At 65.2% G+C, this 26875-nt stretch carries 23 protein-coding genes; 13 read left to right on the forward strand and 10 right to left on the reverse strand.

The features are described 5' to 3' along the window. Window positions 1-263: 263 nt before the first annotated feature. Window positions 264-1751 (forward strand): lipopolysaccharide biosynthesis protein, encoded by a 1488-nt coding sequence (locus C100_RS38505; protein ID WP_024020433.1) that lies wholly within the window; start codon window positions 264-266, stop codon window positions 1749-1751. 18 nt (window positions 1752-1769) lie between these two features. On the opposite strand, the gene C100_RS0124855 is transcribed toward C100_RS38505, so the two are convergent. Further along, entirely contained in the window at window positions 1770-2198 is a 429-nt protein-coding gene (locus C100_RS0124855; protein ID WP_031309692.1) for a CBS domain-containing protein, read from the reverse strand. Window positions 2199-2330: 132 nt separating this feature from the next. Between C100_RS0124855 and C100_RS38510 the strand changes: the two genes are divergently transcribed. Continuing rightward, window positions 2331-2630, forward strand: coding sequence for a hypothetical protein (locus C100_RS38510; protein WP_024020434.1), 300 nt, complete (start codon window positions 2331-2333; stop codon window positions 2628-2630). Beyond that, on the forward strand, window positions 2623-3000 hold the full coding sequence (locus tag C100_RS38515; RefSeq protein WP_024020435.1) for an acyl-CoA thioesterase: 378 nt from the start codon (window positions 2623-2625) through the stop codon (window positions 2998-3000). Before C100_RS38510 ends, C100_RS38515 begins: the two co-directional genes overlap by 8 nt. 6 nt (window positions 3001-3006) lie before the next feature. On the opposite strand, the gene C100_RS38520 is transcribed toward C100_RS38515, so the two are convergent. The 6 genes from C100_RS38520 to hisS form a co-directional block, all read right to left on the reverse strand. Further along, window positions 3007-4557: a DUF4139 domain-containing protein gene (locus C100_RS38520; protein WP_024020436.1), complete on the reverse strand. Its 1551-nt coding sequence runs from the start codon at window positions 4555-4557 to the stop codon at window positions 3007-3009. Between the two features lie 16 nt (window positions 4558-4573). Then, on the reverse strand, window positions 4574-5974 hold the full coding sequence (locus tag C100_RS38525; protein WP_024020437.1) for a DUF4139 domain-containing protein: 1401 nt from the start codon (window positions 5972-5974) through the stop codon (window positions 4574-4576). A gap of 118 nt (window positions 5975-6092) precedes the next feature. Then, the gene (locus tag C100_RS38530; RefSeq protein ID WP_024020438.1) at window positions 6093-6869 is read right to left on the reverse strand and encodes a DUF4167 domain-containing protein; all 777 of its coding nucleotides are present in this window, start codon (window positions 6867-6869) and stop codon (window positions 6093-6095) included. A gap of 316 nt (window positions 6870-7185) precedes the next feature. Further along, window positions 7186-8004 (reverse strand): peptide chain release factor N(5)-glutamine methyltransferase, encoded by an 819-nt coding sequence (gene prmC / locus C100_RS38535; protein ID WP_024020439.1) that lies wholly within the window; start codon window positions 8002-8004, stop codon window positions 7186-7188. Beyond that, window positions 8001-9086: a peptide chain release factor 1 gene (prfA, locus tag C100_RS38540; protein WP_024020440.1), complete on the reverse strand. Its 1086-nt coding sequence runs from the start codon at window positions 9084-9086 to the stop codon at window positions 8001-8003. The genes prmC and prfA overlap by 4 nt, the downstream gene beginning before the upstream one ends. Continuing rightward, window positions 9086-10339, reverse strand: coding sequence for a histidine--tRNA ligase (gene hisS, locus C100_RS38545; RefSeq protein ID WP_024020441.1), 1254 nt, complete (start codon window positions 10337-10339; stop codon window positions 9086-9088). Before hisS ends, prfA begins: the two co-directional genes overlap by 1 nt. Window positions 10340-10503: 164 nt before the next feature. Here hisS and C100_RS38550 point away from each other — a divergent pair, with 164 nt between their 5' ends. Both C100_RS38550 and ppa read left to right on the forward strand, forming a co-directional pair. Then, window positions 10504-12435: a M61 family metallopeptidase gene (locus C100_RS38550; protein WP_031309693.1), complete on the forward strand. Its 1932-nt coding sequence runs from the start codon at window positions 10504-10506 to the stop codon at window positions 12433-12435. 38 nt (window positions 12436-12473) lie between these two features. Then, window positions 12474-13016 carry an inorganic diphosphatase gene (gene ppa / locus C100_RS38555; RefSeq protein ID WP_024020443.1) on the forward strand — a complete coding sequence of 181 codons (543 nt, stop codon included), beginning with the start codon at window positions 12474-12476 and terminating at the stop codon, window positions 13014-13016. A 72-nt stretch (window positions 13017-13088) separates the two neighbouring features. Here the strand turns inward: ppa and yczR are convergent, their stop codons facing one another. After that, the gene (gene yczR / locus C100_RS38560; RefSeq protein ID WP_024020444.1) at window positions 13089-14552 is read right to left on the reverse strand and encodes a MocR-like transcription factor YczR; all 1464 of its coding nucleotides are present in this window, start codon (window positions 14550-14552) and stop codon (window positions 13089-13091) included. 185 nt (window positions 14553-14737) lie between these two features. Here yczR and C100_RS38565 point away from each other — a divergent pair, with 185 nt between their 5' ends. Genes C100_RS38565 through C100_RS38575 form a run of 3 tightly spaced genes read left to right on the forward strand, consistent with a single transcriptional unit; the run spans window position 14738 to window position 17736 of the window. Further along, window positions 14738-16003 carry an aminotransferase class V-fold PLP-dependent enzyme gene (locus C100_RS38565; RefSeq protein WP_031309694.1) on the forward strand — a complete coding sequence of 422 codons (1266 nt, stop codon included), beginning with the start codon at window positions 14738-14740 and terminating at the stop codon, window positions 16001-16003. A gap of 28 nt (window positions 16004-16031) precedes the next feature. Beyond that, entirely contained in the window at window positions 16032-17219 is a 1188-nt protein-coding gene (locus tag C100_RS38570) for a hypothetical protein (protein WP_031309695.1), read from the forward strand. A 10-nt stretch (window positions 17220-17229) separates the two neighbouring features. Further along, window positions 17230-17736, forward strand: coding sequence for a DUF1993 domain-containing protein (locus C100_RS38575; protein ID WP_031309696.1), 507 nt, complete (start codon window positions 17230-17232; stop codon window positions 17734-17736). Between the two features lie 57 nt (window positions 17737-17793). Here the strand turns inward: C100_RS38575 and C100_RS38580 are convergent, their stop codons facing one another. Next, a complete protein-coding gene (locus tag C100_RS38580) occupies window positions 17794-18309 on the reverse strand; it encodes a hypothetical protein (RefSeq protein ID WP_024020448.1) in 516 nt (171 codons plus the stop codon). 86 nt (window positions 18310-18395) lie between these two features. Here C100_RS38580 and gyrB point away from each other — a divergent pair, with 86 nt between their 5' ends. Genes gyrB through C100_RS38595 form a run of 4 tightly spaced genes read left to right on the forward strand, consistent with a single transcriptional unit; the run spans window position 18396 to window position 22772 of the window. Then, window positions 18396-20903, forward strand: a complete 2508-nt coding sequence (gyrB, locus tag C100_RS38585; protein WP_031309697.1) for a DNA topoisomerase (ATP-hydrolyzing) subunit B — start codon at window positions 18396-18398, stop codon at window positions 20901-20903. Window positions 20904-20906: 3 nt separating this feature from the next. After that, complete coding sequence (locus C100_RS38590; protein WP_024020450.1) at window positions 20907-21476, forward strand: DNA-3-methyladenine glycosylase I; 570 nt, start codon at window positions 20907-20909, stop codon at window positions 21474-21476. Then, window positions 21473-21988 (forward strand): hypothetical protein, encoded by a 516-nt coding sequence (locus tag C100_RS0124860; protein WP_031309698.1) that lies wholly within the window; start codon window positions 21473-21475, stop codon window positions 21986-21988. The genes C100_RS38590 and C100_RS0124860 overlap by 4 nt, the downstream gene beginning before the upstream one ends. Window positions 21989-22031: 43 nt before the next feature. Continuing rightward, a complete protein-coding gene (locus C100_RS38595) occupies window positions 22032-22772 on the forward strand; it encodes a DJ-1/PfpI family protein (RefSeq protein WP_024020452.1) in 741 nt (246 codons plus the stop codon). A 68-nt stretch (window positions 22773-22840) separates the two neighbouring features. Here the strand turns inward: C100_RS38595 and C100_RS38600 are convergent, their stop codons facing one another. After that, window positions 22841-25264 carry a ligase-associated DNA damage response DEXH box helicase gene (locus C100_RS38600; RefSeq protein ID WP_024020453.1) on the reverse strand — a complete coding sequence of 808 codons (2424 nt, stop codon included), beginning with the start codon at window positions 25262-25264 and terminating at the stop codon, window positions 22841-22843. A 160-nt stretch (window positions 25265-25424) separates the two neighbouring features. On the opposite strand from C100_RS38600, the gene C100_RS38605 reads away from it, so the two are divergent. After that, window positions 25425-26741, forward strand: coding sequence for a cation:proton antiporter (locus tag C100_RS38605; RefSeq protein ID WP_024020454.1), 1317 nt, complete (start codon window positions 25425-25427; stop codon window positions 26739-26741). Window positions 26742-26875: the final 134 nt, after the last annotated feature.

Here is a 26875-nt window from a genome sequence, read left to right on the forward strand (position 1 = left end):
AATCACAATGTCAAAGAACCGAACCAAATCACAAACCGGACACCGATTGTTCCCCGTACTTTCGTCCGAGGGACTTGATGTCCGTCTATGTTGGCGACCGTCTGTTTCAGCGCCCTAAGAGGCGGCGTCCCGTCCGGTGAGGCGGCATATATGGAGGGCATTTCGAACCGTCAAACGCTTTTTGCATTTTTGTTTCAGAAATTTTTGGGAGGTTCTTTGCTAGACGCTTCCCATCGCGATCAGGATCAGGGACGAGAGATATCATGGGTTTGCAGGATGCCGACGCGAACGACGCGGGTTTTGGCGCGCGTATAAGGAGCGCCATATTCTGGCGATCGGGCAGCCAGATCCTGTCGCAGATCATGAGCTGGGTGGTGACGCTGGCCGTCATCCGCCTGCTCGATCCAGCCGACTATGGCCTGTTCGCCATGACCCAGGTGATCCTGAACTTCGCGACCTTCCTCAACGGCTATGGGCTGGTGAGCGCGCTGGTCCAGTCGGACAGGGTCGAGCCGCACCGCCTGCGCCAGGCCTTTGGCATCATGCTGCTGCTGAACGGAGGGCTGGCGCTCGCCCAGCTGGCCATCGCGCCTTTGGCGGCGGATTATTATGACCAGCCGATGGTCGCCGACCTGCTGCGCGTACAGGCGCTGCTCTATCTGTCGACCCCGTTCATTTCGATACCCGAGGCGATCATGGGCCGGGCGCTGGATTTCAGGCGGCCAGCGGTCGTCAACCTGATCGCCGCCGCCGCATCGGCCGCCGTTGCGCTGACCGGCGCGCTGTCGGGATGGGGCGTGTGGACGCTGGTTTTCGCGCCGATCGCGGGATTTTGGGTCAAGGCGGCGGGCTATGTCATCGTCACCGGGTTCAAACCGATCCCCAGTTTCGATTTTCGCGGCACCGGCGCCATGGTGACCTATGGCGCGTCGCTGCTGGGCGGGCAGTTGTTCTGGATCGCCCAGAGCCAGGCCGACATCTTCATCGGCGGGCGTGTGCTCCATCCGCACGAACTGGGGCTTTATGCCGAGGCGCTGTTCCTGACCCAGATTTTCGTCAGCAAATTCGTGCCGCCGCTCAACGACGTCGCCTTCCCCGCCTATGCGCGGATGCAGAAGGACGTCAGCCGCGTCTCCTGGTCCTTTTGCAAGGCGGTGCGGCTGCTGTTGCTGCTCACCTGCCCCATCTATCTGGGCATGGCGGTGACCGCCGCGCCGCTGGTGGAGACGCTGTTCGGACGCAAATGGCTCGACATGGCGCCATTCGTCACGATTCTGGCGCTTGCGATGCCGTTCATGACGGTGCAGGTGATGTTCGCCCCGGTGAGCAATGCGCTGGGTCGCCCCGGCACCACCGCGCGAGTCGCGGCGGTCGGCGCGGTGCTGATGCCGGCCGCGTTCCTGATCGGCATCCAGTTCGGCGCGATCGGCCTGGCCTGGGCGTGGCTGGCGAGTTTCCCGGTGCTGACCGCGATTACCGCGCGACTCGCGGGTGCGCCCATGGGGTTGCGCTTCACCGACCTCATCCGCGCGGCCGCGCCGGGCCTGGGCTGTTCCGTTCTGATGGCCGGGGTGGTGATCGGCGTGGGCCATCTGCTGCCCCCGCTGCCTGCGCCGGCCCGTCTGGGCATATTGGTGCCGGTGGGCGGCATCGCATTCCTGGCCGCGCTGATGCTGTGCGCGCGCGGCACACTGATGGAGTTGGTCGCACTGGTCGTCCGGCGGACGCCACCGGCCCAGGCAACGGCCTGAACCGGCGGCCATGCCGCGTCACGCGGTCTGGATATAATCGCGCAGCGACGCCGCTTCCGATTCGATGCTGTCGATGCGATATTTGACCAGGTCGCCGATCGAGATCATCCCCGCCAGCGCGCCGTCGACCACGACGGGCAAGTGGCGGATGCGTCGCTTGGTCATCAGGGACAGGCTGTGCATGATGGGGGTCTGGTCATCAATGGTGATCGCCGGCGCGGTCATCACCTCGCCAACGCTGTGATCAAGCGCCGCCGGGCCGTCCTGCGCCACGCGGTAGACAAGATCGCGTTCCGAGAAAATGCCGACGACCTGCCCGTTCTCGACCACCGGGACGCAACCGATTCGCTGTTCGGCCAATAGTCGCACGGCGGAGAGCACGCTGTCGGTCGGCCCGACCTGGATGACGTCGCTTCCCTTGCCCTGCAATATCGCTGCGATAGTCATGACCTGCTCTCCTTTTCGCCTGAAATCATCTGGCCGTTTTTTAACGCGGTTTCCGAGCGATCGGCTGCGCCGTTCGACATCCAATCGCTTCGGGCGCTTGATGATCCCACTTTCGCACCCCAAAGAAAAGGGATGACACGCAAGGAAGCGCTCGATGACCCGCAGATTGCGGCTACCGCCTGGGCCAGGTTCCGCCGCATCATGGCGTGGATGGCGCTGGGCGGCGGCATCTGCGTCGCGGCGGCCCTGTTCTTCCTTTATTGGTGGACCGGCGGGCTGCCGATCCACATGGCTATCGCCACCATATTGGGGGTATGGCTGACCTTCATGCTGGGGACCGGGCTGATGGCGCTTGCCTTTCTGTCGAGCGGGACCGGGCATGACGAACAGGTGATGGACAGGTTGAAGGACGAGGTGCCGCTGGATGACTGAAATCAAGGGCGACGTGGTGCTGCGGGCGATGCCGCGACTCGCCGACATCAATGCCAATGGTCATATTTTCGGCGGCTGGGTGCTGAGCCAGATGGACATTGCCGGCGGCATTGTCGCGCACCGCATCGCGCAAGGCGCGGTTGCGACGGTGGCGATCGAAAGCATGAAGTTCATCACGCCGATCCTGCTGGGCGATGTCGTGTCGGTCTATGCGCAGGAGGAGCGGCGCGGCCGCACGTCGGTCGCGATTCGCATCGACGTGGTGGCGACGCGCGGCATCGAGCAGCAGCAAGTCGAGCTGACCAGCGGCGTCTATACCTTCGTCGCGCTGGACGCGAATCACCGCCCCCGGCCACTGCCGCAAGGTTAGACCGGGCTAGGGGCGAAGACGCTCGGCAAAGCTGAAGTCCGCCTTGCCATTGGCGGGGATGGTCACGCGCCAGATCCAGCCATTGCCGCGTCGTTCCATGTCGGCGGGGCGCGGATCGACATTATGCGGGATCGTGACTTCGGCGGTCACGTCAAAGGGCCGGGCGTTGCTGAGCGTGATGGCCCATTGGCGGCGCTTGCCCGATTCGGCGAGGCGCCGGACCGCGATGCGCACATCGGCGCTGCTGGCGATGTCGTAATCGACTCGTTCGCCTTCCGCCTTGTCGCCAATATCGGCTTCCCCCGCGAGCAGGCGCATTCCATCGACCTGTTCGAAGATCGCCACCCGGCCCGAGGGCATGGCGAGGCCAAGACCATCCTGTTTCCGGTTCTGGAGACGCAGACGGAGCGTCATCGGCTGCGATTCGCCGTCATTCGCATCATGTCCGATGGTCGCGGCATAAAGACGTTCGACCTTCACATCGGACTGACGCAACAGCGCGACCTGTTTCTGACCATTGGCGGCGACATCGACAGAGAAGGGGACGCGATAGAGTTTCAGATCGCCGACATCCTCGGGCGGCGGAGGGGGTGGGGGTGGAGGCGGTGGCGCCGGGGCGGCGAGCGCCATGGCGCCACCGTTTCTACGCGCCGTGACCATGATTTCCTGCGCCGCCATCATCAGCGGCGGCGGCCGGTCGACCGGCGTGAGCCTCCAGCGCGGATGCGTGCTGGTAATGTCCATCGGCCAGCAGGTCAGCCGCAATGCGCCGCCGGTCGGGCGCGGTTGCGGACCGCGCCGCGCCTTGTTAGGCTGGCCCGCGATCACGTTGAGACGGGCGTCCGAAAAGCCGGTGACGCCGCCATTGGCGACGGTCAGCCAGGCCATGAGGTCGATCGTCCTGCCGTCCTGCCGCATGTCCGCGACATAATTGGCGGCCCAGTCGAAGCCTTCGGCAAGATAGGTGAGTTGCAGCGTCGCGCGGGTGGCGCGGTCCGCCGTCGCGATCACCGACAGGGTCGGGCGTGGCGACAGGTCGGCCGGCGCTTCGGCATACAGCATCCGTTCGGGCAGGCCGCTGCACCCCAGCGCTTCATAGCCGGCCGCCGTCTGCACGATCACGCCGCCGGTGGGACCGGCGCTGATGATCGCGTCCTGATCCGTCACCTTGCCCGTCTGGCGATCGGTGCGGCGCAGCGTGACGCGGCGCTTCAGATAGGCGTCGACCAGACCGGCGGGCGACAGCAGCCGGGCATCGCGATTTTTCTCGCGCACACCGCCGGGCAGGCCGGAGAGGACGGCGGTTTCGGGCATCAGCCCTTCGGCCACCCCTTCGAAACGCACCACCGATTCGCCCTGGGGCAGATCGACGGTGCGCGTTTCGGTGACGAGCGCATAGCCGCCCGGCCAGTCGCGATCGATCGCCCCCTTCGCGCGACCCGGCTGGCGATAAACAGTGACGGACACCGAATCGCGCCGGGTCGAAATGACCGTGCCGGCTTGCGCCTGCGCCAGGCAGGTCCACAGCAGCAAAGCCAGGGCAAGGAAGCGCGACACGCGGGCGCCCGTCCCGTCAGTAGCGCGAATCGAAGGTGACGTTGAGGTCGATCGATCCATTGGCCGGCACCGGAACGCTCCATTCCATCCGGTCGGCCGAAACCCGCCTGCCCTCCAGACTCTGCGCGACGACCCGCGTGTCGCCCCACAGACCCAGCTGGGCCAGGTCGATCGTCACCGCTTCGGGCCGGGCATTGGTGAGCGTGTAGCGCATCCGCGTTTCCCAGCGCCGGTCGCCCTTGCGGCTGCGTTGTTCGACAGTCGGACGCACCTTGACGTCGAAGGCATCGCCCGTGCGCAAGGCCATGGACGAGCCCATGGGCGTATGGTCGATATGATTTTCGCCGATGAATTGCGGGTCGCCGCGCGCGTCACGCATATAGACGCGAATCGTGCCGGCGGGCAGTTGATCCCCCAGGCCACCCTGTCTGGAGGTCGAGAATTTGAGCACGCTCGACGCGCTCATCGGTTCGGCCGCGCTGCCCAGCCAGCCATTGACATATTCATAGGTGGAACGCGCCGGCGCGCCCTTCACGTCGAGGAAACTGACCTGTTTCTGCTGGGCGTTGGCGATCGTCGTGCGGGCCGCCAGCGGATAGAGATAATAGTCGCCCAGCCGTTCGCGCGCGCCGCTTTCGGTGCCGGCCTGGTCGATCGCGCCGCTGGGGGATTGCAGGCCGCTGATCCGACCACCGCCATTGGCGGGATCGCCCGCGACCAGGATCGTCCGGGCGTTGGTGAAGCTCGTGCCCGTATTGTTGGTGAGCGTCACCCAGCCCTGCATGTCCATCGCCTGGCTCGCCGCGTCGAACAGCGCGACATAGTCGGCGGTCCATCCGAGATTCGGCGTCAGATAGGATAGCCGCGCCGGCAAAGGGCCGCCACGCTGCGCTTCGACCGTCACCGACAGGGTCGGGCGGGCGCGCAAATTGGGCGGCACCCGGTCGAACACGACGCGCACGGGCAAGCCGTCATCGCGCAGCACTTCGATGCGATTGCCGATCTGAAGCACGATGCCGCCATTGGCCGCCAGCACCTTGGCCCGTTCCCGCGTCTCCGCGCCGGTGGCCGGATTGGTGCGCACCAGCGTCACCTCCTGCCCCACCGCCTTGTCCATCAGCTTGTCGGGCGAGAGCAGGTCATAGTCGAAATTCTGTTCGACGATAGCGAGGCCGGGGCCGGAAAGATTGACCGTTTCCGGCCGGATGCGCGCCGACACATCGGGAAATTCGATGCGGTTGCGGCCCTGGGTCACCGTCAGTTGCCGGTCATCCTGCACCAGCGACTGGCCATTATTATAGATGGTGACGGCCACGTCGCCCTGCGCCGAAGCGCCGGTCGGGTCCGTGGCGCTTTGGGCCAGAGCCAGAGAAGGAAGGGCAGCCAGCAGCAGGGCAGGCAGTCGCGCGGCTTTCATCGATCACTCTCCGGTCGGTTCGACGCCCTTGTGCCGGATCATGCCGCGCTTGCAAAGCAGACATGAAAAAGGGGACGACGCTTTCCGCCTCGTCCCCCTTTTTCTCATCGCGCCGCTATTATTCGGCGGCTTCGGTCGCCTTGGACCGGGGCCGGCGCGCGCGCTTCTTGGGCGCGGCCTCCTCGTCCGGTTCGTCCTGCGCGTCATTGTCCGCGCGCGCGATCGAAGGCGGCAGGATGGTGGCGTCCAGCCCGTCCGCGGGTTCCGCCGCCTTCGCCGTATCGGATTTGCGCGGGCGACCACGACGCGGCCGGGGCGCTTCGGCCTCGGGCGCGGGTTCCGCCCGTGCAGCCGGTTCGGCCATCAGTTCAGCGGGCGTGCCGGCGGGGCCTTCGGCGCCCATTTCCTGCCGGACGGGGCCGTCTTCATCGGCGCGGTCGCGGCGATTGCGGTCGCGGCGATGATTGCCGCGCGCTTCGCGCTGATCGTCGGGACGACGGTCCTGATCGCGGGTCGCGCGTTCCGGCTGGTCGCTGCGTCCATCGTCGGCACCATAGTCGGCGGTGTCGAAGTCATCGCCGCCATCGTCGCCATAATCGTCGTCATTCCGACGATAGCGCTGCTGCTGTTCTTCCTGACGGGCGCGATTGTCAGCGAGCACGCGGAAATAATGGTCAGCAAATTGCAGATAATATTCGGCGTTCACGCGATCGCCGATCATCTGCGCATCGCGCGCCATGTTCCTATATTTTTCGAGCAGCTGGGCCGCGTTGCCGCGGGCGCGATTGTCGATGCGGTTCCCATTGTCGCCGCCGCCCCGGTTGCTACCATTATTGGTGCGACCGTTATTGTTCCGGCCGCGATTGCGGCGGCCGGCCTGCCGATTGTTGATCAAGACATGATCCTTGCGTTCGCTATGCCAAACTTCATTGAAGACACTGTTCGGTCGCCATCCCCAAGCACGGCCCGTCTTTCAGGCCGAATATAGCTCCGCCGGGCATGGACCGTCATGCGGGCCAATCCCCAGCCGCCAGCGGCGCTAGCGCAGCGAACGCCGTCATGACTATAAGGAGCTTAAAAAACGGCCTTTTCTGTCAATGGCCAAAGCGACCAGAACACGAGATGGAGCCGTTCCTAACCCCGATGTAGTGGCTTTCGCGCCATAAACCAAGCAATTTTCGCTTGCCCCAAGGTAAATGGATGGTTGCGCCCTATGGACGGGTCGCGACAAGGCAGCGATCATGTCCCGCCAGATCGCGCCGCACGGCGACGGCCAGCCCCTGCGCCGTGAGCAAGGCGGAAACGCTGTCCTTCTGATCATGGCCGATCTCGATCGCGGCCATGCCGCCGGGCGCGATCAGGCGCGGCAGGTCCGGCGCGATGCGGCGATAATCGTCGAGCCCGTCGATGCCGGCATACAGCGCGCTGGCCGGTTCATGCAGCACGTCGCCCGACAGTGGCGCGTCGCGGGCGATATAGGGCGGGTTGATCAACAGCAGGTCGAAAGGGCCGCCAATCCCCTGCCCCCAGTCGCCCGGACGGAACATCGCCCGCGCGGCAAGGCCCAGCCGCGCGGCATTGTCCTGCGCGACGGCGAGCGCGGCCGGCGAAGCGTCCACGCCGGTCCCATGCGCCTGCGGCCATTGCGCCAGCGCGGCCAGCAGCAGCGCCCCCGATCCGGTGCCAAGGTCCAGGATCGTGACGGGCGCGCGGCCGGCGAAATGATCGACCGCCGCCTCGATCAGCGTCTCGCTGTCGGGCCGGGGGATGAGCACATCGGGCGTGACGCGCAGGGTGACGGTCCAGAAATCGCGTGTGCCCACGATGTGCGCAATCGGTTCGCCGGCGACGCGACGCGCCAGCAGCGCGGCGAAAATGGCGGGAGTATCGCGTTCGCGTTGCCGCAGCAGCATGTCGGGGCGCGACAGGCCGAGCGCGTGGGCCATCAGCAGTTCGGCGTCGAGGCGCGGTGTGTCGGACAGGACAGCGAGTTGGACAGTTGCGGCGCGCAGCGCGTCGGGGACGTTCACCCCACTCCGTCCAGTTGCGCGAGGCGGGCGGCTTCATCCTCCGCCGTCAAAGCGCCGATCACCTCCGCGAGGCCCGGCCCTTCGAGGATTTCGGGCAGGCGATGCAGGGTCAGGTTGATGCGGTGGTCGGTGACGCGGCCCTGGGGGAAATTATAGGTGCGGATGCGTTCCGAGCGGTCGCCCGATCCCACCATCGCCTTGCGCGCGCCGGCCTGCTCGCTCTGGGTGCGCTCGCGCTCGGCTTCATAGATGCGCGCGCGCAGCACCTGCATCGCCTTCGCCTTGTTCTTGTGCTGCGAGCGTTCATCCTGCTGGGTGACGACGATGCCGCTGGGCAAATGGGTGATGCGCACGGCCGAGTCGGTCGTATTCACATGCTGGCCGCCGGCGCCCGAAGCGCGATAAATGTCGATCTTCAAATCACCGTCGGCGATCTGGACATCCACTTCCTCCGGTTCGGGGAGGACGGCCACGGTGGCCGCGCTGGTGTGGATGCGGCCGCCGCTTTCCGTCGCGGGCACACGCTGGACGCGATGGACGCCGCTTTCGAACTTCAGCTTGGCGAAGACGCCGGTGCCGTTGATGCTGGCCACGACTTCCTTGAAACCGCCCTGTTCCGAGGCATTGGCGGCGATCATCTCCATCTTCCAGCCCTGGCTGTCGGCATAGCGCTGATACATGCGGAACAGGTCGCCGGCAAAGAGCGCGGCTTCGTCGCCGCCGGTGCCGGCGCGGATTTCCAGCATCGCCGGGCGCGCGTCGGCGGCGTCGCGGGGCAGAAGCTGGAGCGCCAGCGCGCGCTCCGCCTGCGGCAACTGGTTCTTGAGGAGTTGCATTTCCTCCTGCGCCATGGCGCGCATAGCGGGATCAGCCTCCTCGCCGCCGGTCATCATTTCGAGCGCGGCCAGTTCCTGCCGCAACCGGCGCAGTTCGCGCGCCGCGCGGGCCACCGGCTCGATCTCGGCATATTCCTTGGACAGCCGCACGAACGCTTCGGGCGCGAGGTCGGCGCGCGTCATCGACGCCTGCACCTCGTCCCGGCGCGCCTCGATCTGCGCGATGCGTTCGGCGGAAATGTGCATTAGTTGTTGAGCGCCTTTAAGATTGCCTCAACCCGCTCGAAATTAACCGTGCGTTGTGCCGAACGTAAATCAAAGACTGCCTTATCGCCGTCATGCTTGACCGACACCAATACATCGGCACTGATCTTCGCCGCTTTGTCATAGCGTTTGCGCGGCGATCCCGTCGCGATAATATCGGCCGACAGCCCAGCGCGGCGCAGGGCGGCCAGAGCTGCAATGGAATTGTCGGTGCTACGGTCGTCTTCAAGCGCCAATATAGCCACCAGACGATCTGTCTCAGGCGCATCGACCAGCATCGCCAGCCGCTCGATCCCCGCCGCCCAGCCGACCGCCGGGGTGGAGGGGCCGCCCAGATTTTCGATCAACCCGTCATAGCGCCCACCACCCAGCACCGTGCCCTGTGCGCCGAGGCGATCGGTGATGAATTCGAAGGCGGTGTGGCGATAATAGTCCAGGCCGCGCACCAGCCGGGCATTGCGTTCCCACGCCACGCCCGCCGCGTCGAGGCCCGCCGTCACCTTGGTGAAGAAGTCACGCGCCTCGTCGGTCAGATAGGCGTCGATGTCCGGCGCGCTGTCGGCCACCGGGCGGTCGCGCGGATCCTTGCTGTCCAGGATGCGCAGCGGGTTGCGTTGCAATCGGTCGATGCTTTCTTCAGACAACTGATCCCTGTGCGCCTCGAAATGGGCGATCAGCGCGGCGCGCCAGGCGTCGCGACTCGGCCCGTCGCCCAGCGTGTTGAGGGTGAGCGTCACGCCGTCGGAAACGCCCAGTTCCTTGAGCAACTGGTCGGCCAGCACCAGCAATTCCACGTCCGCGCCCGGTTCAGCCGCGCCGATGATTTCGGCGTCGAGCTGGTGGAACTGGCGAAAGCGGCCCTTTTGCGGGCGTTCGTAGCGGAAGAGCGGCCCATGGGTCGCGACCTTCAGCGGCGCATATTGTTGCCAGCCCTCGGTAATGTAGGCGCGCGAAATGCCGGCGGTGAATTCGGGGCGCAGGGTGATGCTGTCGCCGCCGCGATCCTCGAACGTATACATTTCTTTCGAGACGACGTCGGTGCTTTCACCCAGCGAACGCGCAAAGACCGCAGTGGATTCGAACACGGGCACTTCCACCCGCTGGAAGCCGTAAAGACGGCGCACGTGATCGAAGGTCGCGACGACATGCGCGAACCTCTCCTGAAACGCCTCGGGCATTCCGCCCAGCATGTCCTGTGTACCGCGCACCGGGCGCGGTGTTTCTTGTTTCGCCATGGGGCAGCGCCTTTACCTGCAATTCATCGCCAAGGAAACGCGCTTTTTCGTCAAGATGACCGTTTGATACTCCATATCCTCCTAAGGGGTGGACGCGGGCATTGCGAGCCGCCATGCTGGCGCCATAAGGGCCGTCCGGCCCCGCAATCCATTCGGAGATGTTCATGATCCGCAGCCTTGCTGCCGCCCTTTGCCTTTCGAGCGCGATCGCCAGCCCGCTTCTGGCGCAGGACGCGATCCGGTCCAAGCCGACCGCCCTGCCCGTCAATGACGCGACCCCCGCCCCCAGCGACGCCCCCTATCCCGGCGGCGCCATCAAGCTGGAGGTCGATGCGACCGACACGGTCCAGCGCATCTATCGCGTGAAGGAAACCATCCCCGTCGCCCAGGCCGGGCCGATGACCCTGCTGATGCCGCAATGGTTGCCGGGCAACCATGCGGCGCGCGGGCAGATCGAAAAGCTCGCCGGGCTGACCTTCACCGCCAATGGCCAGCCGGTCAAATGGGTCCGCGATCCGCTGGACGTCTACGCCTTCCAGATCGACGTGCCGCAGGGCGCAACCGAAATCGTCGCGTCGTTCCAGTTCCTGTCCGCGACCCAGCCCAACCAGGGCCGCGTCGTCATCACGCCCAAGATGATGAACATCCAGTGGGAGCAGGTGTCGCTCTATCCGGCCGGCTATTATATCCGCCAGATCCCGGTGCAGGCGACCGTGACCTATCCCGCCGGCTGGCAGGCCGCGACCGCGCTGCGCGGCACGAAGACGGGCGACACCGTCGCCTATGAGACGATCGACTATGAAGCGTTGCAGGATTCGCCCGTCTTTGCCGGCCGTTATTTCAAGCCGGTGGACCTGGGCCATAATGTCACGCTGAACATCGTCGCCGACGATGCCGACGAACTGAGCTACAAGCCCGAGCAGATCGCCAAGCACAAGAAGCTGGTGGACGAGGCCGGCGCGTTGTTCGGCACCTATCATTTCAACCATTATGATTTCCTGCTGGCCATCACCGACGAAATGGGCGGGATCGGCCTGGAGCATCATCGCAGTTCCGAAAACCAGGTTGAGCCGGGCTATTTCAAGGATTGGGATTCGGGCAAGGCGCTGCTGGACCGCAACCTTTTGCCGCATGAATTCACCCATAGCTGGGACGGCAAGTTCCGCCGGCCCGACCTGTTATGGACCCCCGATTTCCGCACGCCGATGCAGGATAATCTGCTGTGGGTCTATGAAGGGCAGACGCAATTCTGGGGCTATGTGCTGGGCGCGCGGTCGGGCATGTTCACCAAGCAGGAAACGCTGGACGCCTATGCCAATATCGCCGCCCGGCTCGACACGGCGGTCGGTCGCCAGTGGCGCGCGCTGGAAGACACCACGCATGATCCGATCATTTCCGCCCGGCGGCCCAAGGGCTGGACCAGCTGGCAGCGGTCGGAGGATTATTATAATGAAGGGCTGATGATGTGGCTGGAAGCCGACGCCATCATCAGCAAGGCGACGCGGGGCCGCAAGGGGCTGGACGATTTCGCCAAGGCGTTTTTCGGTATCAAGCCGGGCGACTGGGGCGAGGTCGTCTATAATCGCGACGACGTCATCAAGACGCTCAACGCGATCGCGCCCTATGACTGGGCCGGCTTCTTCCACAAATATGTCGACGACACGACTGGCGAGACGCCCAAGGGCGGCTTCTTCATGGGCGGGTACAAGCTGGTCTATACCGACGAGCCCAACAGCTTCACCAAGGCCGCCGAAACGGCCGGCAAATATGTCGACCAGGGATCGGGCGTCGGCCTGATCGTCAAGAATGACGGCGATATCAGCAGCGTCATCTGGGACAGCGCGGCGTTCAAGGCGGGCCTGATGGTCGGCGCCAAGATCGTGGCGGTCAACGGCAATGAATTTTCGCCCGAAGCCTGGAAGGCCGCAATCACCCAGGCAAAGGACGGCAAGACGCCGATCCAGATTATCCTAAAGCAGGATAAATATTACCGCACTTTGTCGCTCGCTTATTCAGGCGGGCTGCGCTATCCGCGCCTCGAAAAGACAGGAGAGGGTGAAGGCAGCCTCGACCGGCTGCTCAAACCGAGAACATGAATCACCCATAGCGCATCATTGTAGGAAAAAGGGTTTCCATGAATATCGAACTGATCCCGGTCGGCGACGATCCGCCCAACAGCCTGAACGTCATCATCGAGGTGCCGACCGGCGGCGAGCCGGTCAAATATGAGTTCGACAAGGCGTCGGGCGCTTTGTTCGTGGACCGCATCCTGCATACGCCGATGCGCTATCCGGCCAATTACGGCTTTGTGCCGCACACGCTGTCGCCCGATGGCGACCCGCTGGACGCGCTGGTGATCGCGCGCTCGCCCTTCATCCCCGGCGCCGTCGTCGCCGCGCGCCCGATCGCGGTGCTGAACCTGGAAGATGAAGCGGGCGGCGACGAAAAGCTGGTCTGCGTGCCCGCGGATTCGGTCTTCCCCTATTATTCCAATGTGACGGAGAAGGACGATCTGCCCGGCATCGTGATGGAGCAGATCGAGCATTTCTTCACCCACTATAAGGATCTGGAGAAGAAGAAGTGGGTGCGCGTCGGCACCTGGGGCGGCGCGGACGATGCCAAGCGCATCGTCCTGGAAGCTATCAGCCGCTACAAGGACGGCAAGAAGGCCGCCTGAGCCGGTTTTTGCGATACTGATTAAGAGCCGCGCGGAGCGATCCGCGCGGCTCTTCCGTTTCCGGGCATCGGTTCAGATCAACCGGTCCGCCTCCAGCGCGAGGGCAAGCGAATCGCGCCCCTTGGGCATCCGCGCATGGAGCCGGGCGTCGGCCTCTACCAGCCGATCCACCCCGGCCTGCAACTGCGCTTCGTCCAGGGTGAAGGGCAGGCGCAGGAACCGCTCGAACGCGCCGCCGACACCGAAACGCGGTCCGGCGGCGATGCGGACGCCCAGGCTTTCGGCCAGCGCCGCCAGTGCGGTCGCCTCCGCCCGCGGCAGCTCCGCCCAGAGCGACAGGCCGCCCGCCGGGGATTCGACCCGCCAATGGGGCAGATGGCGCTCGATCAATCCCAGCAGATGGTCGCGCCGGCTACGCAGCACGTCCGCCCGCGCGCCGAGGCCGACATCGGCGTCGATCAACTGCGCAACCGCAAGCTGTTCGACCACGGGGCTGGCCATGTCCATCGTCGTGCGCAGGCGCCCCAGCGCCGCGACCGTCTGCGCATCCGCGCGAATCCAGCCGACGCGCAGGCCGCCCCAGAAGATCTTGCTGGCCGAGCCAAGGGAAATGACCTGCCGTCCCGACGGATCATGCATCGCCATCGGCGGCGGCGGCGCGAAGTCGAGACCCATCGCCACCATCGTTTCATCGATGATGAGCGGCGTGTGGGTGCGCGCCGCCGCCGCGACCAGCGCCCGGCGGGTGGCCGGGTCCATGCTGCGCCCGGTGGGATTGTGGAAATCGGCGATGACGTAAGCGAAGCGCGGCGCGGTCTGGCGAAAGGCCGCCTCCATCGCGTCAATGTCCCAGCCCTGGCGGGGCAGGCCGACTGGCACCGGCACGACATGCGCGCGTTGCAGCGCCTGGATGACATTGTGATAGGTCGGATGATCGATCACCGCCCGGTCCCCCGGCCCCGCCAGCCATTTGAGCAGCAGCGAAAAGCCCTGCTGCGCGCCATTGGTGACCATGATCTGGTCCGGCGAAGTGGGGCAACCGCGCCGTTCATATTGGGCGGCGATCGCGCGCCGCAGCACCATCAGGCCGAACGGGTCATAGCCCAGATCGCCCAGATAGGCCGGCAGCGCCTCCACCGCATGACCATAAGCGCGCGCGACGCCGGGCGCGGCGGGAAGCGCGGCATGGGTCCAGTTGAGGAAATTGCCGCCATCGACCGGATCGATTTCCGCCAAGGGCGTTTCCGCCCGGCCGGTGGGCAGCCGCGTGACGCTGCCCGATCCCTGGCGGCTTTCCAGAAAGCCCTCGTCCCGCAAGCGGTCGAAAGCGGCGGCGACGGTCGTGCGGGACAGACCCAGCGCGGCGGCCAGTTCCCGCTCGCCCGGCAGCCGGACGTTAAGGCCCACGCGACCGTCGAGCACCAGCATCCGCAACGCCTGCGCCAGTTGGCGATAGGCAGGCTCCGCGCTGTCCTGCGCGCGCCAGGCGCCGAGCAGGCGGAGAAGGGACGGCGGACGCAGCAGCGAAGTGGACATGAGCGATGGCTCCGGCAACGAATGAGATCAGGGCCAGTTACGGCAAAAAGGCCTTACCAAAAAAGGCCAGTTCATGCAGCAAGGCATGGCATGGCGCGAAATCACCCCATTTCTTTTTCAGTCATGATCCGCTGGCATGGTGGTCGCGGCGGCGCGATGCGTCTGAGGCGGAGAAGGAGTGCGCCATGACCATGACACGCAGGACATTGCTGGGCGCGACCGCCACGCTGCCCTGGGCCGAGAGCCTGCCGGCCATGCCGACCGGGCCGGACGATGACGCGAGGTGGCGCGCGATTGCGGCGCTCTACGACTTGCCCGAGGAAGTGGCGCAGCTGGAAAATGCCTATTGGGGCGTGATGGCGCGGCCGGTGCGCGCGGAATATCAACGGCAGGTGGAACGGGTGAACCGGCTGTCCAGCTATTATGGACGCCTGTCCTATGGCGCGGACCATGCCCGCGTGAAGCGTGCGCTGGCCGCCAAGCTGGGCGTGCCGCCCGACGAGATCGCGCTGACCCGCAACGCGACCGAGGCGCTGAAGGCGCTGATCGGCCAATATGAACGGCTGCGTCCGGGCGGAGCCGTGCTGATCGCAGACCTGGACTATGACTCCATGCAGGCGGCCTGCGCGTCGCTGGCGCACCGGTGCGGGGCTGGGCTGATCCGCATCGCCCTGCCCGAACCCGCCAGCCATCAGGGGCTGATCGACGCCTATGCCGCCGCGCTGGATGCCAACCCGAAGCTGCGGCTGATGCTGCTGACCCATATCAGCCATCGCACCGGGCTGATGCTGCCGGTGCGGGAGATCGTCGCGATGGCGCGGGCGCGCGGCGTCGATGTCATCGTCGATGCGGCGCATAGCTGGTGCCAGGCGGATTTCACCTTGCCGGACCTGGATGCCGATTTCGTGGGCCTGAACGGGCATAAATGGCTCGGCGCGCCGCTGGGCGTGGGCATCCTCCATATCCGCAAGGGCCGGCTCGACACGATCGCGCGCGATCCGGCCGATGACGGCGCGCATCCCGAGAGTATCGAATCGCGGGTCCATACCGGCACGCTCGACTTTGCCGCGCAATTGACGGTGCCGGCGGCGCTCGCCTTTCAGGAACGGATCGGCGGCGCGGCCAAGGCGGCGCGGCTGCGCTTCCTGCGCGACCGCTGGGCCGAAACGCTGCGCGACATGGACGGGATCGAGATATTGACGCCGGCCGATCCGCGCCTTGCCTGCGCGATCACCGCCTTCCGCATCCGCGGCCTGACCTCGGTCGCGGACAATGTCGGCATCGCACGCCGCTTGCTGGAGGACCATCGCATCCTGACGGTCCATCGCACCGGACCGGCGAAGGGCGCCTGTGTGCGCGTTACGCCGTCGGTCTATAGCCGGCCCGAGGATATGGACGCATTGACGACAGCGCTGCGCGGCCTTGTGCCCGCGCTGGCAAAGACGGCATGATGGCCGCCGCCGACCAAGGAGACAGATGATGATCCGCCTGCTCGCCCCCACATTGCTGCTGGCGCTCTGCGCCGCGTCCGTCCCCCAAGACCAGGCGCTGGCGCCGCTCGCATTCGAACAGATCGCCCCCGAAGGCACGAAGATGCCGCGTTTCAAAGTCGATGCCGCCTGGCCCGCCATGCCCGGCGACTTGCTGCTGGGGCAGGTCAGCGGCGTGGCGGTGGCGCCCGACGATACGGTCTGGGTGGTCCACCGCCCCCACTCGCTGACCGCCACCGACACCGGGCTGGCGCAGACGCCGCCTATCGCCGTCTGCTGCAAGCCGGCGCCGCCGGTGGTGCATTTCGCGCAGGACGGGCGCTATCTGGGCGGCTGGGGCGGCGCGGCGAGCGCGCCGAGCGTCGACGGCGTCAACCAGTGGCCGTCCAGCCTGCACGGTATTTTCGTCGATGCGGCGAACACGGTCTGGTTCGGCGGCAATGGCAAGGGCGACCATGTCGTGCTCAACTATAGCGCGGACGGGCAATTTCTGCGCCGCTTCGGCCAGCGGGACAAGACCGGCGGCAATGACGCGACCGACCAGCTCGGCAATCCGTCCGACGTCAATCATTCGGACGGCATGGTGCTGATTTCCGACGGCTATGTGAACCGCCGGGTGATCGGTTTCGACGGCCGGTCCAATGCGTATAAGGGGCGTTGGGGCGCCTATGGCAAGCCGCCGGTCGCTCCCACGCGCAGCGGCGATTTCGACCAGAGCCATGCCGTCGATCCCGGCAAGGTCGCCGATCCCAAGGCCCAGACCTTCGCCGACATCGTCCATTGCGTGGTGCCGACGAAAGACGGGCATCTCTATGTCTGCGACCGCAACAACAACCGTGCACAGCTGTTCAAGCGGGACAAGGATGGCGGCCTGACCTTCGTGCGCGACCTGCTGATCGCGCCGGAAACGGGGGGCACCCATACCGTGACCGACATCGCCTTTTCGCCCGATCCGCAGCAAACCTATCTCTATGTCGCCGACATGATGAACGGGCGCATCTGGATATTGAAGCGCGCCACCCATGAAGTGCTGGGCGCGATCGGCCGGGTGGGACGGCAGGCGGGACAATTTACCTGGCTGCACAGCATTGATACCGACAGCGCCGGCAATATCTATGCGACCGAGGTGAACACCGGCCGGCGCGTGCAAAAGCTTGTCTTCACCGGCATCCAATAGGAGAATGTGCGTGGCGACCGAGCTGTACGACCTGACCGTGCCCGTTTTCATCCGGGGCCTCAACATCCTGTCAGCGCTGCTGGAGAAAGGCGCCGCCTTTGCCGCGGAGAAGGGCATCGACCCCGCGACCCTGACCGATGCCCGGCTGATCGAGGACATGAACCCGCTGACGGCGCAGATCCAGTCCGCCTGCGACACGGCCAAGGGCACGGTGACGCGACTGGGCGAACTGGAGCCGGTGGCGATGGCCGATACCGAGCAGACGTTCGAGGACATGCAGGCGCGGATCGCGCGGACCATCGCCCTGCTGGAAGCGGTGCCGCGCGATCGGATCGACGGGCGCGAGGATGCGACCGTGGTGCTCAAGGTGCCGGGTGGTGAAATCCCCTTCACCGGGCGCAGCCATGTGCTGACCTTCTCGCTGCCCAATTTCTATTTCCATGTCGGCATCGCCTATGCGCTGCTGCGCAAGGCCGGTGTGCCGCTGGGCAAGCTCGACTATCTCGGCGGGATCTAAGGGTTTTTCGCGCGGGCGTCGGGAGAGAATACCGCCTCTTTCGCGCCTGCGTGCAGTTTATCCCGCGATCAGGCGAATATAGGCGCTGGCGACCCAGCCGCTGACGCAAGGGCCGTCATAGGGCTGCTTGCTCTCCACGGGGGATGACACGCCGCAATCGACGGCGTCCGTTCCATTGTCCGGCGCCGACGCTGGCCCTGCGCCTACCGCTGCCGGCGGAACGACCACGCCCAGCCATTTCTGGTCGATGCTGCGGGTGCAGACATAGGCCCGCCCGCCCTCTGCCAGGCGCGCAACCTCCTGCGCTTCGGCGAAGGGAGCGGCCCGCACGGCCAGTCCCGCGCCACCGGCCCGCGTCACCTGCCCCATCGCGCCACAGGCGTCGAGGCGCGACCCGTCCTCGCCAATCGTCACGGGTCGGGCCAGCGTGGATTCGATCCGGCTTTCCGGCACATCTTCCCGCGGCGCGCCGACGACGGAACTGTTGGGCAGTTCCTCATAGACATCATTGCGCTTCGAACAGGCGACGAGCGAGAAAAGGGGGAGCAGCATCAGGGCCAGGACGGTGCGCATGGAAAGCCTGATAGACCGGGCCGGGGCCGGGGGGAAGACGCCATGTTTCGCTTTAGTTTCAGCGCGCCTTTCCCTATATGCTCGGCATGAGCGAAGAACCGGTAAATTCCCCCAACAGCAATGATTATGGCGCCGACAGCATCAAGGTGCTGAAAGGGCTGGATGCCGTGCGCAAGCGGCCCGGCATGTATATCGGCGACACCGACGATGGCAGCGGCCTGCATCACATGGTGTTCGAGGTGTCGGACAATGCGATCGACGAGGCGCTGGCCGGCCATTGCGACAAGATCGTCATCACCCTCAATCCCGACGGCTCCGTCAGCGTCGAGGATAATGGCCGCGGCATCCCCACCGGCATCCATAAGGAAGAAGGCGTGTCGGCGGCGGAGGTCATCATGACCCAGCTGCACGCGGGCGGGAAGTTCGAGAATACCAGCGACGACAATGCCTATAAGGTGTCGGGCGGCCTGCATGGCGTGGGCGTATCGGTGGTCAATGCACTGTCCGAATGGCTGGACCTCAACATCTGGCGCGACGGCAAGGAACATCATATGCGCTTCGCCTATGGCGACGCGACCGCGCCGCTGGAGGTCATCGGCGATGCGCCGGAGGGCAAGAAGGGGACGCGCGTCACCTTCCTCGCCAGCATGGAAAAGGCGCCGGGCGACGGCGCGACTTTCAAAAATCATACCGAATATGACTTCGAAAAGCTGGAGCATCGCTATCGCGAGCTGGCTTTCCTCAACAGCGGCGTGCGCCTGTTCCTGGTCGATGCGCGGCATGAGGAAAAGAAGGAGATCGAGCTGTTCTACGAGGGCGGGATCGCCGCCTTCGTCAAATATCTCGACCGCAACAAGGCGGCGATGATGCCCGAGCCGATCGCGATTACGGGCACGCGCGACGATGTCACCATCGATGTCGCGCTGGAGTGGAATGACAGCTATTATGAGAATGTGCTGTGTTTCACGAACAACATCCCGCAGCGCGACGGCGGCACCCACCTCGCCGCCTTCCGCGCGGCGCTGACCCGTACGCTCAACAATTATGCGGAAAAGTCGGGCGCGCTGAAGAAGGAGAAGGTCTCCCTGACCGGCGAGGATATGCGCGAGGGGCTGACCGCGATCGTCTCGGTCAAGTTGCCCGACCCCAAATTCTCGTCGCAGACCAAGGACAAGCTGGTCTCCTCCGAAGTGCGCCAGCCGCTCGAAAGCCTGATGGCGGACAAGATGGCCGAGTGGCTGGAGGAAAATCCGCAACATGGGCGCATGATCGTCCAGAAGGTGATCGATGCCGCCGCCGCGCGCGAAGCGGCGAAGAAGGCGCGTGAACTGACCCGGCGCAAGGGCGCGATGGACATTGCCTCGCTGCCCGGCAAGCTGGCCGATTGTCAGGAACGCGACCCCGCCAAGTCCGAACTCTTCCTGGTCGAGGGCGATTCGGCGGGCGGATCGGCCAAGCAGGGGCGCAACCGCCATAATCAGGCGATCCTGCCGCTGAAGGGCAAGATCCTGAACGTCGAGCGCGCCCGGTTCGACCGGATGCTGTCGTCCAAGGAAGTCGGCACGCTGATCCAGGCGATGGGCACGGGCATCCGCGACGATTTCAACCTGGAAAAGCTGCGCTACCACAAGATCGTCATCATGACCGACGCGGACGTCGATGGCGCGCATATCCGCACCCTGCTGCTGACCTTCTTCTATCGGCAGATGCCGCAGATCATCGAGGCGGGGCATCTCTATATCGCCCAGCCGCCGCTTTATAAGGCGACGCGCGGCCGTTCCGAAGTCTATCTGAAGAATGAGGCGGCGCTGGAGCAATATCTGGTCGACAATGGTGTCGATACGATGGTGCTGGAAACCAGCGGCGGCGCGCGCAGCGGCGATGACCTGCGCCACCTGATCGAGCATAGCCGGCGGATGCGCGCGGTGATGCGCTATGTGCCGCGTCGCTATAATGCCGCCATCATCGAGGCGCTGAGCCTGAATGGCGCACTGGACCCCGAATTGTCGACCGCCGCGCAGGCCGAGCGGCTGGCCGCGACCGTCGCCTGGATGGACGACCAGGATGCCGAAGGGCGCTGGACCGGCCGCATCGCCGAGGAAGGCGGTTTTCATTTCGAGCGGCGATGGCGCGGCGTGACCGATCATCATGTGATCGAGGGCGGTTTCGTCGGGTCGGCCGAAGCGCGCAAGCTGCACGCCATCGCCAGCGAGGAAGCCGGCAGCTATCGCAGCACCAGCCGACTGGTCACGGCGAAGGCCGCGCAGGCTGCCGAGGAAGCGGGCGAGGACGATCTGCCCGCCGCTCCGACCAAGGGCACGATGATCACGTCACCCAGCGAGTTGCTGGACGCGATTTTGACGGCGGGGCGCAAGGGCCTGGCGATCCAGCGCTACAAGGGTCTGGGCGAAATGAACGCGGAACAGCTGTGGGAAACGACGCTGGACCCGGACAATCGCTCCATGCTGCGCGTCGAGGTGGAGCAGGCCGATATTGCCGACGAGGTTTTCTCCCAGTTGATGGGCGATGTCGTCGAATCGCGCCGCGACTTCATTCAGGACAATGCGCTGAACGTCGCCAATCTGGACGTGTAAGGTGTGACGGACGCGGATCGGCCTCGCTGTCTCTGGGCGCAGGGCGATCCGCTCTACAGCGCCTATCATGACGAGGAATGGGGCGTGCCGCAGCGCGATTCGCGGATGCTCTGGGAAATGTTGATGCTGGAGGGGTTTCAGGCCGGCCTCTCCTGGATCACAATCTTGCGCAAGCGCGAGGGGTTTCGCGCCGCCTTCGCCGGTTTCGATCCTGACACGGTGGCGGCGTTCGGCGTGGGCGATGTCGAGCGGCTGATGGGCGATCCCGGCATCGTGCGGGCGCGGGCGAAAATCGAGGCGACGATCATGGGCGCGCGCATATTTTGCGCGATGCGCGAGGCAGGGGAGGATTTTGCCGCTTATGCCTGGTCCTTCGTCGATGACCGGCCGGTCCAGGGCGACGGTGTGACCGTGCCAGCCCATACGCCCCTGTCCGCCGCCATTTCCAAGGATATGAAGGCGCGTGGCTTCAAATTTGTCGGGCCGACCATCGTCTATGCCTGGATGCAGGCGACGGGCATGGTGAATGACCATGCCACGACCTGTTTCCGCCGGAGCCCGCTGGCGGCATGAGGCAGGCGGGCTGGCTTTTGGCGCCTGCCCTGCTCACCGCCTGCGGAGACACGCCACCTGCCGGCAACGACGCCGCGCCTGTGAAGGCCCCTATCACAGCGCCTGTCGCACCCGTTATGAACGACAGCGAACCCGACACATCCACGCCGCCGCCCCTGCCCGCGTCCAGGCCCAAGCCATTGGTTTCACGTGAAACACATGCGCCGTCGGTCGCCGAGCCGGATTATCGCGCGATCGGGACCGAGCCCTTCTGGGCGGTGACGGTGCGAGGATCGATCGCGACGCTGGAGCGGCCGGACAAGCCGCCGATGCGCTTTACCGTGCACGCGAGCCAGGACCGGCGCACGCTTCGCTATCAGGGCGATGGCTTCACCATGACGGTGAGCGAAGGACCATGCAGCGACGGGATGAGCGACGCCATCTGGTCCGACCGGGTGCAGATCAGCTTCGGGCAAGGCACGCTGAAAGGGTGTGGCGGCGTGCGCGACGACCTGTGGGAAAATCGTCCCTGATCGTCCTGTGGAAGGTCGGCGTTTAGAAAGGGCGTGCGAAACCATGAGCGACCACCCTGTCCATTCATCCCGTCGCGCGTTGCTGATGGCGACGGGCGCGCTGGCAGCCGCCGGACTGTCCGGGCCGGCGGCCTCCCAGAGTTTGCGCGAGCCGCCTGTGCCCCCCACGGGGCCGAAAAAGATGCTCGGTATGGTCGTGTTCGAAGGGTTTGAACTGCTCGACATATTCGGGCCGCTCGAAATGTTCGGCATGATCAACGATCGCATTTCAACGGTGCTGATTGCGGACAAGGCCGGACCGGTGACGAGCCGCACCGGGCCGGCGACGATCGCGGACGTCAGCTTCGCCGATGCACCCAAGCTGGACATCGTGATGATCCCCGGCGGTTCCGGGACCAGGAGGGAGGTCAACAATCCCGCCTTCCTGGAGGCGGTGAAAAACCTGGCGGAAGCGACTCCGCAGGTCGCGACGGTCTGCACCGGGTCGGCCGTTCTGGCAAAAACCGGGCTGCTCGACGGGGTGAAGGCCACCAGCAACAAAATGGCGTGGCAATGGGCGACGGCCCAGGGCGCCAAAGTGATCTGGCTGCCCAAGGCGCGGTGGGTCGAGGATGGAAAATATATCTCGTCGTCCGGGATTTCCGCCGGCATCGACATGGCGCTGGCGCTGATCGCGAAGCTCTATGGCAAGGACATGGCGCATTGGGTGGCCAATCGCGCCGAATATCGCTGGCATGACGATCCGACCGACGATCCCTTCGCCGCGATGAGCGGGCTGGGCTAGAGTCATTTGTTGCCGCATTCTTTTCTGCGGCAAACCGGTTCCCACTTTCCCGCACGATGCTCTGGGCCTCAGTCGGCCCGCATCGCTTCGGCCACCAGCGCCTCGGCCTCCATCAGCAGCGCGTCCTCCGCGGCGCTTTGCGCTACTTGCTCGCGGCCGATCAGGATCAGCACCGGCACCGCCAGCGGGCTGACGCGGTCGAGCGCGATGTGCAGCATCGTCGTCGCAGCCCGGTCGATCAGGTCGCCCAGCCGCCCCACATCGGTCATGCGCGCGCGGGCGTCGGCCCAGGCGGCCTTGAGCAGCAGATGATCGGGCTGATATTTGCGCAGCACGTCGTAGATGAGGTCGGTCGAGAACGTGACCTGCCGCCCGGTCTTGCGCTTGCCCGGATGCTGCCGTTCGATCAGGCCGGAGATCACCGCCACGTCGCGGAAGGCGCGCTTGAGCAGGCTCGACTGTTCGACCCAGTCGATAAATTCATGGTCGAGAATGTCGGCCGAAAACAGGCTTTGAGGATCAGTGACCGGCTTCATGCCATAGACCGCCAGCGCATAGTCGTTGGAAACGAAGCCCAGCGGCATCAGCCCCTGGCTCTCCATCCGCCGGGTCAGGAGCATCCCCAGCGACTGGTGCGCGTTCCAGCCTTCGAAACTATAGCAGACCAGATAATGGCGGCCTTCATGCGGGAAGGTCTCGATCAACAGCTGACCCGGCTGCGGCAGGGCGGAGCGTAGCTTCTGCATCTCCAGCCATTCGCGCACATCTTCGGGGAAACGGTGCCAGGCTTCCGGCTCGGCCAGAAAATGCCGCACCCGATCGGCCAGCCGCGTCGACATCGCCATGCGCGTACCGCCCCAGCTGGGGATGCGCGCCTGCTTCGCTGTCGCACGCACCACCAGGTCGCTGATGTCCACGCGCACCACCTCCAGCGCCATGCCGGAGAAGAAGAAGCTGTCGCCCGGCCGCAAGGTGGCGGCGAACCCCTCCTCCACCGTGCCCAGCTTGCGGCCATTGGCGAACCGGACGGCGAGCGCGGGCTGATCGACGATGATGCCGGCATTCAGCCGATGCTGCTGGACGAAGCGGGGGTGCGACACGCGCCAAAGCACATTGCCTTGGCCGTCCGCCTCCTGCGTCAGCCGCTTGAAGCGATCATAGGCGCGCAGGGCGTAGCCGCCGCCTTCGATGAAATGCAGCACATGGTCGAACGCCTCCGCCGTCAGGGCGCTATAGGGGGTGGACGATCGGATTTCGGCCAGCAGGTCTTCGGCGCGGAACGGCCCGGCGCAGGCGAGGCCCATGACATGCTGCGCCAGCACGTCGAGGCTGCCGGGGCGGAAATCGTCGGCGTCGCGCTCTCCCGCCTCGACCGCATCGAGCGCGGCGCGCGCCTCCAGATATTCGAAGCGATTGCCGGGGATCAGCACCGCTTCGCTGGGGCAGTCGAGCCGGTGATTGGCGCGGCCGATGCGCTGGAGCAGGCGCGAGCTGCCCTTTGGCGCGCCCATCTGGATCACGCAGTCGACATTGCCCCAATCGACGCCCAGGTCGAGCGACGCGGTGGCGACGAGCGCGCGCAGCTTGCCCGCCGCCATCGCGCTTTCCACCTTGCGCCGCGCCTCGATCGACAGGCTGCCATGGTGGATGGCGATGGGCAGGTTGGCGTCATTGGCCGACCAGAGGGACTGAAAAATGAGTTCGGCCAGCCCGCGCGTGTTGCAGAAGACCAAAGTCGTCCGGCGCGACTCGATTTCCGCCATGACCTGTTTCGCGGCATATTTGCCCGAATGGCCCGACCAGGGGACGCGCCCTTCCGGGATCAGGATGGCGACATTGGGGTCGGCGCCCTGTTCGCCCAGCACCGGCGTCACGACATTGATGTCGCCATCGGGCGCCAGCCAGGCGCGATAGGCGTCGATGTCCGCCACCGTCGCGGACAGCGCCACCCGGCGCAGCGCCGGATTGATCGCCTGCAACCGCGCCATGGACAGGTTGAGCAAGTCGCCGCGCTTCTGCGTCGCGAAGGCATGGACCTCATCAACGATCACGGTCTTGAGGTCCGCGAACATGATCGCCGAGTCAGGATAGCTGAGCAGCAAGGAGAGCGATTCGGGCGTGGTGAGCAAGATCTGCGGCGGCCGGACGCGCTGGCGCGCCTTGCGATCGGACGGCGTGTCGCCGGTGCGCGTTTCGACCCGGATGGGCAGGCCCATCTCCTCGATCGGGGTGAGCAGGTTGCGCCGCACATCGACCGCCAGCGCTTTCAGGGGCGAGACGTACAGGGTGTGAAGGCCGTCGGCCGGATTTGCGATCAGGTCAGTGAGCGTCGGCAGGAAGCCCGCGAGCGTCTTCCCCGCCCCGGTCGCCGCGACGAGCAGCGCATGGTCGCCCCGCTGCGCGACATCCAGCATCTCCACCTGATGCCGCCGCGGCCGCCACCCGCGCGCGGCGAACCAATTGGCAAGGATGGAGGGGAGCGCGGCGGGCATCGGGACAGATGTAGGGTGCGTGGGGCGATGGGGGAAGGCGGGGCGGCAAGCCGGCGCTCGCGAGAAAGCCTTGGCCGGATGGGACGCGGGCGGGAACGGTCCGCCGGACCAAGCGTCCCTATATCCAGGTGATCTGCTTTCGCCCCTTTAGGAGTTGCCCTTGATTCCCTTTCTTTCGGAAGCTGCCGTTCTTGCCGCGGAGGCGCCGAAGATCGAGGAGCATTATTTCGCCATCCTGTTTGGCCTGGGCGGCATGGTCCTGCTGGTCGCATGGCTGCCGATCCTGCTCAAGCGCCTGCCCCTGTCGCTTCCTATCGTCTGCGTGGCAATTGGCACGATCTTGTTCTCGGTGGAGCCTTTCGCAAGCTGGGCTCCCCATCCAGAAAAGACGCCGACCCTGGTCGAACGTGCGACGGAACTCATCGTCATCGTGTCGCTGATGGGCGCAGGACTCAAGATCGAGCGCGTCGTCGGTTGGAAACGCTGGGGCGTCACCTGGCGACTGCTCAGCATCGCCATGCCGATCACGATCATCGTGGTGATGCTGGTCGGGCACCAGCTTCTTGGCCTCGGCCTTGCCACTGCCCTGTTGTTTGGCGGCGCGCTCGCGCCGACCGATCCCGTGTTGGCAGGCGATGTGCAGATCAAACATGACGAGGATGAAGAGGAAGCCGAAGCGAAGTTCGCCCTGACCAGCGAGGCGGGGCTGAATGACGCGCTGGCCTTTCCCTTTATCCATCTGGCTGTTGCGATCGCCGCCATGGGCGGCCTTGATATACATATTTTCACCCGCTGGGTGCTTCAGGACGTGCTTTGGAAGTTGACGGCGGGGCTGGCGGTCGGCGCCGCACTAGGCTGGCTGATCGGGTGGGTCATCTACCGCCTTCCCGATGAAGCCCGCCTGTCGAAAACCGGCGATGGCTTCATCGCGCTCGGCGCCACGCTGGTTGTGTACAGCGCTGCTGAGTTCGCGCACGGCTATGGTTTTCTTGCCGTCTTCGTCGCCGGGTTGATGATCCGTCGTGCGGCGCAGGGGCATGACTTCAACAAGCGCCTGCATGATTTCGCGGACGAAGCCGAGCGATTGTTGATGATGTTATTGCTATTGATGTTTGGCGGCATGCTTGCGGCGGGTCTGCTCAATGGCATCGGATGGAAAGAAATATTGTTCGCCGCGATCATGCTGCTGATAATCCGGCCGCTGGCTGGCTGGATCAGCCTCCTGGGCGTGAAGCGCCCCCGACTTGAACTTGCGATCATCGCGTTTTTCGGCATCCGAGGCCTGGGGTCGGTCTATTATCTCAGCTACGGCCTCAATCATGGGGCTTTCGAATATGAATATAGCCTGTGGGGCACGCTGGGGCTGATCGTGGGCGCGTCAATCCTGATGCACGGGATTCTCGTTACGCCCGCGCTGGATAGGCTCGCCCGCCACTATCATAAGATCGGTATCCTCGGCGAAGGGGCGAACAAGTGAGCCAAGCCTCAGAATTTGGAAAAATGCCCGCGCCTACAAGGGGAATCGGTAAAGATGGGTTGGAAACATTCATACGCCCCCGCGTAAGATTATGTCGCTGCCCTCTGGCCCCTGCACCCGGTCCTGCGCTACAG

It is taken from the genome of Sphingobium sp. C100, from assembly GCF_000508185.1.
GTDB lineage: Bacteria > Pseudomonadota > Alphaproteobacteria > Sphingomonadales > Sphingomonadaceae > Sphingobium.